Annotated in this window: 12 protein-coding genes; 9 read left to right on the top strand and 3 right to left on the bottom strand. The window is 65.9% G+C overall.

The genetic code is table 11. From position 1 onward, the window contains the following. Nucleotides 1-41: 41 nt before the first annotated feature. Nucleotides 42-1415 (bottom strand): penicillin-insensitive murein endopeptidase, encoded by a 1374-nt coding sequence (locus DB30_RS33905; protein WP_146661851.1) that lies wholly within the window; start codon nucleotides 1413-1415, stop codon nucleotides 42-44. A 236-nt stretch (nucleotides 1416-1651) separates the two neighbouring features. Between DB30_RS33905 and DB30_RS33900 the strand changes: the two genes are divergently transcribed. From DB30_RS33900 to DB30_RS33890, 3 genes are all read left to right on the top strand, one after another. After that, the gene (locus DB30_RS33900; protein ID WP_052556949.1) at nucleotides 1652-2797 is read left to right on the top strand and encodes a M14 family metallopeptidase; all 1146 of its coding nucleotides are present in this window, start codon (nucleotides 1652-1654) and stop codon (nucleotides 2795-2797) included. A gap of 155 nt (nucleotides 2798-2952) precedes the next feature. Continuing rightward, nucleotides 2953-3654, top strand: coding sequence for a hypothetical protein (locus DB30_RS33895; protein WP_052556947.1), 702 nt, complete (start codon nucleotides 2953-2955; stop codon nucleotides 3652-3654). 45 nt (nucleotides 3655-3699) lie between these two features. Further along, nucleotides 3700-5121, top strand: coding sequence for a serine hydrolase domain-containing protein (locus tag DB30_RS33890; RefSeq protein ID WP_052556944.1), 1422 nt, complete (start codon nucleotides 3700-3702; stop codon nucleotides 5119-5121). A 251-nt stretch (nucleotides 5122-5372) separates the two neighbouring features. Here DB30_RS33890 and DB30_RS33885 read toward each other — a convergent pair whose 3' ends face one another. After that, nucleotides 5373-5993, bottom strand: coding sequence for a hypothetical protein (locus DB30_RS33885; protein WP_146661849.1), 621 nt, complete (start codon nucleotides 5991-5993; stop codon nucleotides 5373-5375). 30 nt (nucleotides 5994-6023) lie between these two features. Continuing rightward, nucleotides 6024-6890 (bottom strand): hypothetical protein, encoded by an 867-nt coding sequence (locus tag DB30_RS33880; protein ID WP_146661847.1) that lies wholly within the window; start codon nucleotides 6888-6890, stop codon nucleotides 6024-6026. Nucleotides 6891-7619: 729 nt separating this feature from the next. On the opposite strand from DB30_RS33880, the gene DB30_RS33875 reads away from it, so the two are divergent. From DB30_RS33875 to DB30_RS33850, 6 genes are all read left to right on the top strand, one after another. Beyond that, nucleotides 7620-8114, top strand: a complete 495-nt coding sequence (locus DB30_RS33875; protein ID WP_052556936.1) for a DUF6484 domain-containing protein — start codon at nucleotides 7620-7622, stop codon at nucleotides 8112-8114. A gap of 80 nt (nucleotides 8115-8194) precedes the next feature. After that, nucleotides 8195-9472 (top strand): hypothetical protein, encoded by a 1278-nt coding sequence (locus tag DB30_RS33870; RefSeq protein WP_146661845.1) that lies wholly within the window; start codon nucleotides 8195-8197, stop codon nucleotides 9470-9472. Continuing rightward, nucleotides 9463-10269 (top strand): DUF4150 domain-containing protein, encoded by an 807-nt coding sequence (locus DB30_RS33865; RefSeq protein ID WP_052556931.1) that lies wholly within the window; start codon nucleotides 9463-9465, stop codon nucleotides 10267-10269. Before DB30_RS33870 ends, DB30_RS33865 begins: the two co-directional genes overlap by 10 nt. 3 nt (nucleotides 10270-10272) lie before the next feature. Then, on the top strand, nucleotides 10273-11202 hold the full coding sequence (locus DB30_RS33860; protein WP_146661843.1) for a hypothetical protein: 930 nt from the start codon (nucleotides 10273-10275) through the stop codon (nucleotides 11200-11202). A gap of 3 nt (nucleotides 11203-11205) precedes the next feature. Then, nucleotides 11206-12255 (top strand): DUF2169 family type VI secretion system accessory protein, encoded by a 1050-nt coding sequence (locus DB30_RS33855; RefSeq protein ID WP_052556926.1) that lies wholly within the window; start codon nucleotides 11206-11208, stop codon nucleotides 12253-12255. Next, nucleotides 12252-13355 carry a hypothetical protein gene (locus DB30_RS33850; RefSeq protein WP_146661842.1) on the top strand — a complete coding sequence of 368 codons (1104 nt, stop codon included), beginning with the start codon at nucleotides 12252-12254 and terminating at the stop codon, nucleotides 13353-13355. Before DB30_RS33855 ends, DB30_RS33850 begins: the two co-directional genes overlap by 4 nt. The last annotated feature ends 53 nt before the right edge of the window (nucleotides 13356-13408 follow it).

Here is a 13408-nt window from a genome sequence, read left to right as displayed (position 1 = left end):
GCGGGCACGGGAGCTCCGGTAGGAGCTCCCGTGCCCGCCCCCTAGTGGTCCCGCGACTCGCAGCGAGACTCGGTCGGCGTGCACTTGAACCGGACGTGAAGATGGTCGGCGTGACCGCGTACATGTTGGATGAGCGGCGAACCATTTCCCGGGGTACTGGGATACTCCATCCAGTTTTCTAGCTGCTTTTCGCTGTACCGATGGGTGCTAATGGCGAATTCGTGCAAGAGCTTCTGCAGCTTCGAGTCCATGAAGATCACTTCGATCGCACCGGTCTCGCGCAGAAGCTCGAGCAGAGACCAAGTCAGCTCGCGGTTGAGGTTGCGCTCGTCCATGACCTGCGGCGCGAGCTCGGACTTGTGATCCCAGATCTGCGGGTAGCTCAGGTCGACGTCGCGACCCGACTGGTGCGAACTGTGTGGATTGAGTCGCCCGCCCGCGCGCGCGCTGAGGTTGCCAACGATGATCTCTTGCTCGTTCGGGAACCGCCGCGCCCACTCGCGCAGGACCAAGTCGATCGTCGCCACGGTTGTCTGCGTGGCCCATGCCTTCCACGGCGTGTGCCGCAGGATCCGGCCTGGGCCGTCGACCATCGGCATTCCGCCCTCGACCGAGCCGCTGCCTGGGAACCCAACCGACTGGCTGGAGATGCCCGGTTTCCGCCGGTAGACGACGATCTTTGTCAACGGCGGTTGCTCACGGTCGAGCGAGACCCCCGGGTTCAACGCCTCGATCTCGTGGTGAAAGATCTTATAGAGATTTGCTACTACCTTCATCGAGCCGCCGCGCTTGATCGTGTAGGTCACGACGTCGGGCGCGACGTAGTCCTGTGGCCAGCTCTTGCCAGCCAACAACGAGCCCTCGGGCGGGCCGCGCTCGCTCGCAGGGGTCCCAACTTCTGGCGGCAAAATGTGCTCGGGGTTGTCCTCTACGTGATCCGAAACATCCCCATTTTCGGCCGGATTTGGCCTTTCTGAGGGGTCTTTTGGATCTCGGGCGGCGGCTTCGTCGCCAGGAATGAACAGCTCGTCCTCGACATCGGGCAGCTCCGCGCTGGTCTGCGCGTGATCGCCGATCGCCATGGAGGGCGCGCCCTCGTTGACGGGGCCGCCGAGCTTGAGCAGCGCGACGACGATCCACACGGCACCGGCGACGAGCAGCAGCAGTGAGAGCACCGACGGGCGACCGCGACCGGCTTCGGGCGCGAGCCCGTCGTCGTCGTAGTCCTCGTCGTCGTAGTCCCCGTCCCGGTAGCGATCCCCGTCGTCGTCGTGTGCGGTGCCCGCGTGCGAGTCATCCGCACCTGCGGAGTCGAACGCTTGCCCGTCAACATCCTCCACGTCCTCGGGGCCGAGGCTCGTGGGGTCATCGTCGAGGTCGCCGCTGCCGGCCATATCGTTGTTCGAAGGGCCCATACCTTCGTGGTCGCCGAGTGTGCGGCTTGGTCCGGCGCCGGTGCAAGGTGTGCAGGCCAGACTAGCGAGATCGGGCCCGCACACATGTGTTGAGGCGCTTCGCGGGGGTGCGTGACACCGGCGCGGCCGGGCCGGGGCGGCCGCGACCGCGCGAGATCTGCCGGGGAGGCTGGCTTGCCAGGGTGTGCGCACGCTACGGTGCGCACGCGCGCCGCGACCTGGCGTGAGGAGCAACCGTGCACATCAGCGACAGTTTTGACGCAGGCAACATCGAGGTCCTGGACGCGAGCGATCCCACCAACGTTCAGCTCGAGATCCGCAAGGATCATGGGTCCGATCACTTCCAGTGGTTTTACTTCCGCGTCAGCGGCGTGCGGGGCGTGGCGCTGAACCTGCGCCTGACCAACGCCGGCAAGGCCAGCTACGTCGAGGGCTGGAACGGCTACCACGCCTGCTACAGCTACGACCGACAGACCTGGCGACGGGTCGCCGACACCAGCTACGCGGACGGGACCTTGAGCATCCGGCACGCCCCGGACCACGACGCGGTCTGGTACGCCTACTTTGCGCCCTACTCGATCGAGCGTCACCACGATCTGGTCGCCCGGTCCTTGCAGTCACCGCTGGTCAAGCACGAACTGCTGGGTCGCACGCTCGACGGTCAAGACCTGGATCTGTTGCGTGTCACCCACGCCGGTGCGGCCCCAAGCCAAGCCAAGAAGCAGTGCTGGGTGTTCGCGCGCCAGCACCCGGGCGAGAGCATGGCCGAACACTTGATGGACGGGTTGCTCGCGCGGCTGCTCGATCCCACCGACCCGGTCTCGCGCACGCTGTTGGCCAAGGCTGATTTTTGGATCGTGCCCAACATGAACCCAGATGGCAGCCGTCGCGGTCACCTGCGGACCAACGCCTCGGGCGCCAACCTCAACCGCGAGTGGCTCGAGCCCAGCATGGAGCGCAGCCCCGAGGTCTACCTGGTCCGCGAAAAAATGCGCGCGACGGGTCTTCACTTCGCGCTCGACGTGCACGGCGACGAGGCCCTGCCCTACAACTTCATCGCGGGGCCCGATGGGGTCGCCTCGGTCAGCGAGGCCACCCGCGCGCTGCAGGCCGAGTTCGAGGCCGAGCTCGCCGCCGCCAACCCAGACTTTCAGACCAAGCACGGCTACCCCGTGCCAGCGCCGGGCCAGGCCAACATGACGATGGCGACCAACTGGATCGCCGACGCGTTTGGGGCCTTGTCGATGACGCTCGAGATGCCGTTCAAGGACAACGCCAACCTGCCTGATCCAGAGTTTGGCTGGTCGCCGGCCCGCTGCGAGCGGCTGGGACACGGCGCGCTCGCGGCGTTGCTGCGCGTGGTCGACCGACTGGGCTCGTGATCTGAGCTGGTGGCCGCCGAAGACCGCTGACTACGCGCGTCCGATCTGGCGTCGGTGCGCGTCCCCAGTGGACGCCGCCGCGTCTCGCCGCGCTGGCGCTGGCAGGGCTAGCAGCCCGTGGTGAGCTGGGCACGCCCGTTGCTACGGCCGGGCCCATGTCCACCCACCGCACGCTCCACATCCACCGACGCAACTTCGCCGCGCTCCACTGCCTCGCTTGGCTGACGTTGTCCGCGGTCGCCTGCGACAGCGACCCGAACAACGCCAACGCGGACGCCAACGAAGCGGAGGCGGGCGAGACCCCGGCCCCGCTGGTCCGCGACAGCCCCGAGGTGATCGATGGAGTTCGCCCGGTCGGGTTCGACGTGGAGCGCCAGCTCTACATCTATGATCGGGACGACGACGGGTTCCCCGACATCACCGAGGCGCTCGAGGGCACCGACATGTTCGATCCCGACAACAACCCGGCGATCAACTTCAAGCAGCCGGCGGATCCGCAAGCTGGCGGCTTCCCGGCGGCTGTGTGTCGAGCCGGCTTCGTCCAGGCCGGCCCGCGCTTGTGTATCAACAAGGTGATCCAGAACGCGACGCGCTATCGGTTCGCCGTCGACAACTGTCGCAACCAGCGCAGCAACGTGTGCAGCTACGAAGACTTGACCTACCTGTATCTCAACAGTGATCTGGACGCGGTCTACGATCCCAAGGATCGGTGGATCGGCAACATCACAGACGACAACTTGGTCCTGTGCGGCAACCGGTCGATCACCTTCAACGGTGACCCCGACCTCGCCAACTTCGAGGGGACCTGCAGCAACAACGACGTCCGCGGGTACTGGTGCTGTCACGATGACGAGTGAACGCGACATGCGTGAGATCGGGCGGGCGCGCGCTATCCTGCCCGCGTGAGCGAGGTCGACCCACCGCGCCCCACCGGCTCGCGCAAGCGAAGGCGGGTGTTCCAAGCATGCGCTGGGCTGGTTGGGCTGGGCACCGTTGGCTTTGGTGCCTACGCGGTGTTGGTGATGTTGCCGCGCGCGACTGGCTATGCAGCGAAGATCGCCTGCTCGGCGGCGTTCGTGACCGGTAGCGAGCCCGCGCGCGTGATCGAAGAGGAGCTCGCGGCGGTCGGCTTCGTCGATGTCGAGTTTGATCACGACGCGCAGACGGTGCAGGCCAGCGTGCTCGGGCTGGCACGGCAGCGCGCGTCTCATCGGCGCGGTGCGGGCTGCACCTTGGTTCACGATGATCTCCCGCTCGCGCTCGACCTGCCTGCTCCGCCCGCTCCGCCGCGTGTAGATCGGGCGTGGCCGGAAGGTGACGCGCCCGACCCCCGCGAAGATCCAAGCGGCCTCGACCGCGCTGCCCTCGAAGCTGCGCTGGACGCCGCGATCGCCGAGCCAGACCCCGCCGCCCCTCGCCGAACGCGGGCGCTGGTGATCATCCATGACGGCCGCCTGATCGCCGAGCGCTACGCCGCGGGCTTCGACGCGAACACCCCCCTGCCCGGTTGGTCGATGGCGAAGACCGTGACCAATGCGCTCGTTGGCCTGCTCGTGGCGCGCGGCGAGCTCGAGCTCGACGCCCCCGCGCCGGTGCCCGAGTGGCGCGAAGGTCCCAGCGATCCTCGCGCGGCGATCACCACGAGCCAGCTGCTACGCATGAGCTCGGGTCTGCAATTCGAGGAGCGCTACGGGCCGTTCGGGGCCGGCTCCGACATGTTGTTCGTCGACGAGTCCTGCGCGGAGCTTGCCGTCAGCCAGCCGCTGGTCGCCGAGCCCGGCACCCGCTACGCGTACTCGAGCGGCACCGCCAACATCGTCGCGCGGATCGTTCGTGATCGCTTCGAAGACCCGGGCGCGCAGCTTCGGTTCGCGCAGCGCGAGCTGTTCGAGCCACTCGGGATCCGCAGCGCCGTGCTCGAGCTCGACCCCAGCGGCGTGTTCATCGGGAGCTCGTTCGCGCTGATGAGCGCCCGCGACTGGGCCCGGCTCGGGCAGCTGTACCTCAACGATGGCGTCTGGGCTGGGCGACAGCTGCTGCCGACCGGCTGGGTCGAGTACACGCGCACCCCCGCGCCCGCGGCTGCGCGCGGCGAGTATGGGGCGCTGGTTCAGACCAACGTGGGCGCGCCGGGTCAGCCCGAAGACCGAAGGTTGCCCTCGCTGCCGACCGACGCGTTCGAGATGGTTGGGTACGAGGGGCAGTCGGTGTTGATCGTGCCCTCGCGGCGGGCGGTGATCGTCCGGCTCGGGCTCACGCGCGCGCCGGCGACCTGGGACACGGACAGCTTCGCCGCCGCCGTGCTTGCTAGCCTGCCGGGTTAGCGAGCCCCTCGCGGCAGAGGGCCGAGTGGACCTGGGTCTTCCGGTCCGCACCGTGGAGGAGCGAAGCTCCGAGTACAGGGCGCCCCTGAAGGGCCTGAAGGCTAGAAGACTGTTGAGTTGCTTCAGAATCGGACGCCTACAGGGGTGTGGGTGCCGATTTTGAGATCGGCCGATCTTGTGTGCCGCCCTTGTGCTGTAACTCTGCAGCATCGCCGGCCGGGGCGAGGCGACGGATTAGAGCGCCAAGCTGATCAGCGCCGTATGATCAGCACGTCATCGAGCGCGAGCTTCAGGTTCTGGTCGGCCTCGACAGTGTTGTTGCCAATCTGAAGCGTGTAAGTGACCACTACCGTCGCGCCGAAGCTGCCGAGCACGACCCATTCGTCACACAGCTCGCCTGGGGTGTTCTTGCATACTCCGGCGTCGAACACCGTGCCCCCACAGCCACAGCCGGTGCCGGTGCCTTGATCCAGGCGCCGGCTCAGCTTGTCTGTACCGCCGATGGCGGGATAGACTCGGTACGACACGTTCACGCTGCTGGTGTTGACCCACGCGATGTGGGCGTACACATAGTACGTTGCCGTGGCGCTCGTGGCGAAATTGAGTCGGCAGTACGCGCTCGGCGTCGTCAGCGAGACCGTCGGCCGGGCCCACTTGGAGTCGCCCTCGCCGGAGCCGGCGGCGACGAGATTCGCGGGCGGACGTTCGCGGGCGGATCGGTCAACTTGACGTTCCGCGCCCGAGGCGGTTGGCGAGAGGTGGAAGGTGATCCCCGTCAACTTCCTGATCAAGATCCGCAGCGAGGGCCTGACTCGGCAGTGTTTCGCGGAGGCGCGGGCGCAGCTGATGAAATCCGAGTTCTGGGAGGACAAGCGGCTGGTTGTAAATCAACGTCGCTGCCCTTAATGCCTCCGTGGATCGAGCGCGAGGTGGTGGCCAGCTTTTTGCTCAACGTGGGTGGGGCTTGGCGGTGGATGTCGGGGGCGGAGTCGAGCTTGGCGAAGCTGCCGGCCGGGATTGGCACGGCGCGACCCGAGGACGACGAGCTGCCGCTTCGGTCCAGCAGGAGCCGGATCGCCGGTTGATCTGGGTGAGCTCCGATGCCGAGATCGAGGCCGCGGCGGCGTCGTTGCTGGCGGCGCCGATCGTGGGGCTGTTTTGATCCCATACTTCTTGGCGAAGGCGATCGTCTGCTCATCGAAGACATGGGCGACGAGAATTGCCTGAACTCCTCCTCCTCCCAGAGGTCGCCCGAGCGCGGCCTCGAGCAGAGCGCGGTACTTGATGCACTGGTGCGCACCGGTCCATCCGTGGATCGTCTCAATTTCGACCACCGCCGCTGAACCGTCGGGCATGTCAAACTTCACGTCCACTTGGTCGCCGCTGAGATATGGGAACTCGATCTCTGCCCTAGCGGTGCGCGGGAGTCCAACCTTTTCAGGGTTGGCCGCGACATACTCCTTTAGTTTGCGATGCTCCTCGCTCTCGCCACCAGCAAAGCCGCCGCCTCCGCTCTCGATGACAGGCAGACGGCGGATAGGTCGGGGTTCGATCTCTGGTCCGACGACGCGGAGCAACACGTCGCGTAGGCGGCGGTTCCCGAGGAGATCGCCGAGGAGTGCGTCGTTCTGTGTCGCATTGAGGTGGCGAAACACCCCCGTCGCCCAGACTTGCGAATGGTCGCTGTTGTTGAAGTCGCGCCGGAAGTTCATCTGGACAGCCACCTCGTCCGATAGTTGCACGTCCATCGTGCCGTCCGATTCCAACATGTAGCCCCAGCTCTTTCGGAAGTGAGGCTCGTCGGCAATTCGAAAGCAGCCAAGACGATCCGCTCGCGTCCACTCTTGCCGGGCAGCAACGTTGTGAGAAACGTGACATCGTCCTTCGCTAGCCCGCGAACAGGTATCGCCGTCCCCTGCTTCGGACCCCTGTGGCACATGCCGCATCCGAACTTGAACCGGTCTTCAGCGAATAGCTGACGCTCGTAGCAGAAGGTTTCTTTGGGCCGAGGACCCAAGAAGTTCGCGTCCACGAATTGTCGGTAGGGGTTGCCTTCGTCCGAGCAGTTGGTCATCCGGCGTTCGCGGACGTTGACCAGCGTTGTGATTCGAGCAGGTGCCTCGGAAGCCGAAGAGCGAGCCGTTCGAGTCTCCATCGTTGTATGTGACATTGAGCGCGATACCCTTCATGAATGACTGAGCGTACCCCAAATGCGAGCGCGAGTTCGCTCCCCACAGCCAATAACAGGCGAGTCAGATGAGACCCGAAATCGTTTTTGGGTCGCGACCACATCGGGGACTTCGAGCAACTCGCCGAGCACGAGTGCGGCGATGAGCAGCGACAGGCCCTTGCAGCCAAGAGATTTCGGACTCGCCAATTGCTGACCGTCCTCGGACAGCGCCCCAGGAGGAAGATCGCTGCTCGCAACCACTGATTTTTCGCATTGGACGGCGAACGCTCGACTTGCGAAAGCGACTCTCGCTTCTGCAAGGAGTCAAATGCCGAACGACAAGGTTACAACAAGCCTCGAGCGCTCTCACGGCGTCGAGTTCCATCGTGCGCTCGACAGCGCGGTCTGCGTTGGCTGCTTGGTCGTCGAGGACGGCGTCGCGCTCGTCAACTTCCCGGGGAACTCGCGGGGCCCGATGCCGGCGCGGTGGTTGGCTCAGATCGACGTGCAAGCGCTGCTGAGCACTGCTCCGCCGGGTCACGAGTTGCTCCTGGTCTTCGAGGGTGGTCGGTGCGAGCTGCCAGTCGTCGTCGGTGTGCTCGCCCCCGTCGAGCTAAACCCCGCGCTCGACGCTCAGGCTGACGAGCTCAGCGTCGACGGGCGGCGCATCGAGCTCGAGGCCGACGACGAGCTCGTGCTGCGCTGCGGCAAGGCCAGTCTGACGCTGCGCCGCAACGGGCGCGTGGTGTTGCGCGGCGTCCAGGTCGAGACTCGCGCGAGCGGACGAACACGGATCACGGGCGCCACCGTCGAGATCAATTGAGTCAGCGAAGCCGTCACACGATGGGTCACACAGCCGTCATCTGGAGCATCCAGGAGCAGCACCTCGACGAGGCCGAGCTGATGATCGACGCGCGTCGACGCAGCCTCGACTCCCCGTTGTTCACGCTCGCCGAGGTGCGGGAGGGTCCCGAGCGGCGCCTGCTCGCGCATGTCGACGCGCTGATCCTGGGTGGCCCGCCGGTCGCCAAGCGCCTGCTCTCGCCCGCCCTCGATGACGCCCTTCAACCCGGCTTCGTGGCCGCGGCCGCTCTGGCCCTGCTCTACTCGGATGACGCGGACGCGCACCAGGCTCTGCTCGCCCGACTCGACGCGGCGCTCGAACCGGCACTGCGGATGCACCTGACCTGGGCTTTCGGCCGCTGCACTCGCCGCGGCGTGGTCGCAAGGGTCGCCGAGGGTCTGGACCCGGCGTCGGCTCTTGGATGCCTCGCCCGACTGGAGGTCTTTGTCCATCAGCAGGTCGACCTTGGCGCGCGCCTCGGCACGCTGCTCGAAACTCAGCAGGCACAGCTCCGGCCGGCGTGTGCGTGGCTCCTCCGGTGCTGCACCGAGCCTGGCATCGCGCGCTCGTGGTTGCCGCGTCTGCTGCTGAGTGAAGACGCCGAGACACGCGCCAATGCGATCGAGAGCGGCCTGATCCTCGGCCTGCCCGAGGCCTGGGAGCACGCCCTGGCCGTCGCCGAGCGGCCCGGCCCGCTGCGCGCGCGTGCGCTGACGTGGCTGGCCAGCTTGGGAGATGCGGCGCTCCATCGACGACTGATCGCCGCACTCGCTAACGACAAGCAGCCTGCCGCATTGCTGCGGGCGCTCGGACACTGCGGGCGCGTGGCTGCCATCGACGCCTGCCTCGAGTGGCTCGGTGCCCCCCGGATTGGCCCGCTCGTCGCTGAGTTGATGCATGGCATCGCCGGCCTTCCGCGCGAGCAAGATGACGGCAACGAGCCGCTGTGGCGTGACGACGACGACGACGACGACGACATGCCGCCACTCGAGCAAGATCTCGAGACCGATCTCGAGCTTCACAGCGACGAACTCTTGCCGCTGCCGGATCCCGAGGTCGTCACGCACTGGTGGCAAACCCGGCGGGCGGCGTTCGACCCCAGCGCGCGCTACTTGCTCGGCCACCCACACGGACCACAAGCGTTCGCGCTTGCGCTGTGCACGACCTCGACTCGCCGCCGCCCCGCGCTGGCTTTCGAGCTGGCCGCGCGCTCACACGGACAGGCGCTGCTGGACTGTGGGGCACTCGGCGCGCGCCAGCGCGTTCAGGAGCGCCGCGCCGAGCAGGTCGAGTTGAACTGGCGACGCGAACACACAGGAGGAGCGAGATGGCGCTGACCGTATATGCCGAGAACATGGGCCTGTTTCACAAGGGCAGCGGTGGCAAGGGGATCGCCCCGCTCGACGTGTGCCTCACCCCCCCGCCGCCGCCCGCCGGCCCGATCCCGATCCCCTACGTGAACGTGTGCAGCGCCAAGGATCTGAGCAAGGGCAGCAAGACCGTCAAGATCGACAAGAAGCCGACGGCCCTCGAGGACAAATCCTACGTCTCGAAGAGCATTGGAGACAACGCGGGGACGCAGGGGGGGAACGTCATCAATCACAAGATCAAGGGGAAGGCGTACTTCAGAAAGTGGTCGCGCGAGGTCAAGGTCGAGGGCAAGGGCGTGGGGCGGCATGGGGACATGATGGGGCAGAACGCGAGCTCTCCAGACGTCTGCTTTGCGCCATTCGCCAAAGTCAAGGCTGCCATCGCCAAAGAACAAAAATCAGATTCATGCAAAGACGCAAAATATGAACGCCCAGACAATGCAACCGCAGTCGGCAAACAACGCAAGAAAGAGATCCAGAATTCGCCAAAGTGCCACTCCTGCCCAGTAACCGCGGCCAAGCTCGAGAAAATGGCGAAAGTGTACAATGACGCAAGATTAATTATGGGCAAGAAACCCATGAAAGGCCTGGGTAAATTCTGGCTCGATCATAAACCTCCACTTAAAGTGGTATTCAAGGAATACGATGGCTGCAAAATGTCTAAGCAAGAATTCAAAGAGTGGGCAAGGAAACAGGCTGACATCAAGCCGCAATGCTTCAGGTGTTCATGGAAACAAGGTCCTAGGGTCCGGAACATGGGGTAGTACATGTCGGCGGAACAAGCATATCTGGATCACTCGACCCTCGTCACGGACTACCTACGGGACCTAACCCCGTGCATCGGCGAGTGTCTTTCATGGTGGTCGCACATCAGCTCCTTAACGGGCATCGAGATGGCTGAACGGCACTGGCCGGCTGGCCCCGCCTCACATCCGCGATGCCTGGCGATCTACGGCGAATACTACCTCGCATGCCTCGATCTCAACGCCCGCAACGGCACATCCCCTTCAGAACCTCGCCAGGGCTCTGATAATGAGTCCGCGTGGGGGATTGAGAACGAAGACGGTATGGGTGGAGATCATCCCGCAGATCAAGTTCACCCCGTCGACCTGCTGATCCGGGAACTCGAAGATGTAGATCTCGAGTTGTACAAGTACATGTCTCGGCTCATCATGACACCGGTTGGTCTCGAGACCGAGATTGATCGCTCCTTGACCACGACAACGGTGTGTACGTTTGACGGGCTGGCGACGAACCCAGTAGAACCCGGACTCGAGCGCCTACTGATGGCGCCAAATGAGATACGTCCACCAGAGCAGGTAATCAACGGCGACCCGCCGTCCATCACCGCCGAGCACCGCCAGTTGTTCCATGCCTATCGTGCCCATCTCCATCTCACGCTCGCCTCGACACAAGTGTGGTGGGCTGGAATCATATCCATGCGCGGAGGCGTCGAGATGGCCTATCTCGATGCACCAGTCGGCCCTGTCGCAGATCCCCATGTCATCGGCGTAATCCGAGCCTATTGGCTCGCCTGCGAGGCGATCAACGCCAAGCTGCCCCACTCCGCCCGCGTCGCCCCGGAGCGCATGCTCCTGGCCTGGCTCGTAGACGGTCGCCACGACAGCTGGGTTCGACTGCTCACGGCCATGCCCTACTGGCCGATCGGCCTCGACGCCGAAGGTCGCTGGGTCTGAATCATGTCGGTCTTCGTCGCGCTCGAAAACCACACGCCTTTCATGGCGGACGAATTCGTTCTCCCGGATGGCAACGGCCAGGAGGTGCTGTTGATCGTGCTCAAGGCCAGCTTCGAGATCGCGCCGAACGGACTCGCCACGCTCGCGCCGGTCCAGCGTGAGCTCGTGCTTGCCGACGAACACCGCGGTGAGCCGGGAGCGTCGAGCGTCGTCCGGGACCACGACCTCGCCCTCGCCAAGCCCTTCGTCGACGTGCTGGTCGAGGGCTCGGCGCACGCGCCTGGCGGCCGACCCGCTGGGCGCGTGATCGTGGAGCTCGGCCTGGGCTCCCTACACAAGCGCGTTGCCGTCCATGGCGAGCGCAGCTGGATGGCGCTGGAGCCCGGTCGACCGGCGCCTTTCATGAGCCTGCCGCTCACATGGGAGCGGGCCTTCGGCGGCGAGCAGGATGTTCGCAATCCGGTCGGCGTCGGGATGGGCGCGGATCCTCGGGTGCCCAACATCGAAGATCCTCGTCACCCGCTCGTGCACCGTGGCCAGCGTCCACCACCAGTCGGGCTCGGGGTCGTGGCGCGCAGCTGGCAACCGCGCGCGAAGTGGGCCGGGACCTACGACGACGCCTGGCTCGGGCGACGTTGGCCGCTGCTGCCCGACGACTATCACGCGCTTCACGACCAGGCCGCGCCCGAGGACCAGCGCCTCGAGCAGCTCATCGGAAACGAGCAGGGCGTGATCGTCAACATGAGGCCCGGCGGTGGTCCATGGCACTTTCGAGTGCCCCGCCTCGACGTACCGGTACACCTGCTCTACCGCGACCGCAGCGAGCAGACCCAGCTGCGCGTGGACACTCTGGAATTGCTGCCCGAGGCGCGCGAGCTGATCCTGACCGCCCGCCTTCTGATGCCGCTCCCACGCAACTGCGTGCCCCTCGTACAAATCGATGTCGGTCACTTGACACCTGGATGCTTGCGGGCGCGCGCGAGCAGCAAGCGACACGTCGATCTGCGTGGCCTTGGTGGCGCCGACCTCAGCCGTCCTTGTTTCGCCCCATGAGCACTCGACATCCACTCTTGATCCACGGCTGGGGCGCGGTCACGCCGATCGGCCTCGACAGCAGGCAGACCTGCGCTGCGATCCGTGCGGGCGTGAGCCGGTTTGAGCCGGTGTACCAGCGGCTCCCACTCGACGAGCCGCGCCTCGGCGCGCGGATCCCCGCAGCCCTCGGTCTGCAGCTGACCAAACTCGACTGGCTGGCGAACATGGGCGCCCGCGCGCTCGGTGAGTGCCTCGCGGCCGAGTCGGGCACGGACCCGACGACCTTGCTGCTGTGTCTACCCGATGAGGCGCGCTGGCGAGGCGAGTTCGAGGAGGTCGACGCCGATGAGCTGCTCGCCAGCATCAGCGATCGCGTCGGCCTGACTCGCTCGCCACGCTCGTGCTGGTTCGAGGGGGGACCCGCGGCCCTGGGCGTCGCGCTCCTGCGCGCGCGCGAGCTGCTCGACGCTGGCGGGACCGAGCGCGTAGCGATCGGCGGTGTCGACTCACTGCTCGGTATCGTCGAGATCGATCGACTGCACGCCTTCGAGCGGATCCACGGCGACACGCAGCCTCACGGCATGTACCCCGCCGAGGGCGCGAGTTTCTTGCTGCTCGGTCGCGCGGGCGGGTCGATCCGCGCCCCCGTGCGCGGACGCATCCTCGGTGTCGGCCTCGGCAGCGAACCCGACACCACCCTCGGACCCAAACACTCGAGCGGCGAGGGGCTGCACCAAGCCGTCCAGGCCGCAGTCCGTGACGCCAACGCCCACGAACACAACGTCGCGTTCATCTGCACCAACGCCAACGGCGAGCGCTACTACGATTGGGAGCTCACCCACGCCCACCTGCGCGTCTACCGAACCAGACGCAACAAGCTACCCACGGTGTTCGCTCAAGCCGAGACCGGAGACCTCGGCGCCGCCTCCGGCCCCCTGGCCCTGATCCTGGCCGCCAATGACATGACCCTGGGCGACGCCCCCGGCCACCGCTGCATGGTCGAACTCGGCAGCGAAGGCTCGCTTCGCGCGGCTTGCCTGCTCGATCCCGGAACCCTCGAATCCATTGCTACGCCGGGCCGCCAAGCCCTCGCCCAGCTCAACCCAAAGCCGGAGTGAAGGTTCGTACTCTGGCCCGCCAAGCTTGCCGCCGGTCGACGACCCGGGCGGTC

The organism is Enhygromyxa salina (assembly GCF_000737335.2).
Classification (GTDB): Bacteria; Myxococcota_A; Polyangia; order Nannocystales; family Nannocystaceae; genus Plesiocystis; species Plesiocystis salina_C.
Note: the sequence above shows the minus strand (reverse complement) of the source record. Positions and strands in the feature narration are given on the sequence as shown.

What these genes read in the sequence shown, in the direction of transcription:
- DB30_RS33875 (WP_052556936.1), top strand. Translation starts at nt 7,620, where the DNA reads ATGCCGAACGACAAGGTTACAACAAGCCTCGAGCGCTCTCACGGCGTC.
- DB30_RS33895 (WP_052556947.1), top strand. Translation starts at nt 2,953, where the DNA reads ATGTCCACCCACCGCACGCTCCACATCCACCGACGCAACTTCGCCGCG.
- DB30_RS33905 (WP_146661851.1), bottom strand. Translation starts at nt 1,415, where the DNA reads ATGGGCCCTTCGAACAACGATATGGCCGGCAGCGGCGACCTCGACGAT.
- DB30_RS33880 (WP_146661847.1), bottom strand. Translation starts at nt 6,890, where the DNA reads ATGTTGGAATCGGACGGCACGATGGACGTGCAACTATCGGACGAGGTG.
- DB30_RS33850 (WP_146661842.1), top strand. Translation starts at nt 12,252, where the DNA reads ATGAGCACTCGACATCCACTCTTGATCCACGGCTGGGGCGCGGTCACG.
- DB30_RS33855 (WP_052556926.1), top strand. Translation starts at nt 11,206, where the DNA reads ATGTCGGTCTTCGTCGCGCTCGAAAACCACACGCCTTTCATGGCGGAC.
- DB30_RS33870 (WP_146661845.1), top strand. Translation starts at nt 8,195, where the DNA reads ATGATCGACGCGCGTCGACGCAGCCTCGACTCCCCGTTGTTCACGCTC.
- DB30_RS33865 (WP_052556931.1), top strand. Translation starts at nt 9,463, where the DNA reads ATGGCGCTGACCGTATATGCCGAGAACATGGGCCTGTTTCACAAGGGC.
- DB30_RS33860 (WP_146661843.1), top strand. Translation starts at nt 10,273, where the DNA reads ATGTCGGCGGAACAAGCATATCTGGATCACTCGACCCTCGTCACGGAC.